Annotated in this window: 1 pseudogene; it reads left to right on the forward strand. The window is 58.5% G+C overall.

What is annotated here, in order from left to right:
- A pseudogene (locus Q0X97_RS11830) lies at nt 1-400 on the forward strand (RHS repeat protein); the annotation flags it as partial.

A 400-nucleotide genomic window follows, 5' to 3' on the forward strand; every position in this document is an offset into this window, starting at 1 on the left:
GATTTACCACATCGATGCCGACGGCCACCGCAGCGATAGCGAACGCGACGACTGGGGGCGGATTACCCTTCAACGCGACGAACTCGGCCGCGAAACCCGTTTCGGCTACGACACCTTCGGCAACCTTATCAGCATCACTGCCCCCGACGGCAGCCACACCCAAATCGACTACCACGACACTTTAAACCTGCCGGTTGCCGTCAACGACCCCGCCGGCAGAATCACCGAATACGCCTACGACGGGCGCGGCAACCTGATTCAAATCACCGACCCCGCCGGCCACAGCACTAGCTATACCTACAACGAACAATGGCTGCCTGCCGCCATCACCGACGCACTGGGCAAAACCAAACAGCTTGAATACGATTCAGACGGCCAATTGATCCGCTATACCGATTGT

Origin of the sequence: Neisseria sp. MVDL19-042950, assembly GCF_030504625.1 — a bacterium.
Lineage (GTDB): Bacteria > Pseudomonadota > Gammaproteobacteria > Burkholderiales > Neisseriaceae > Neisseria.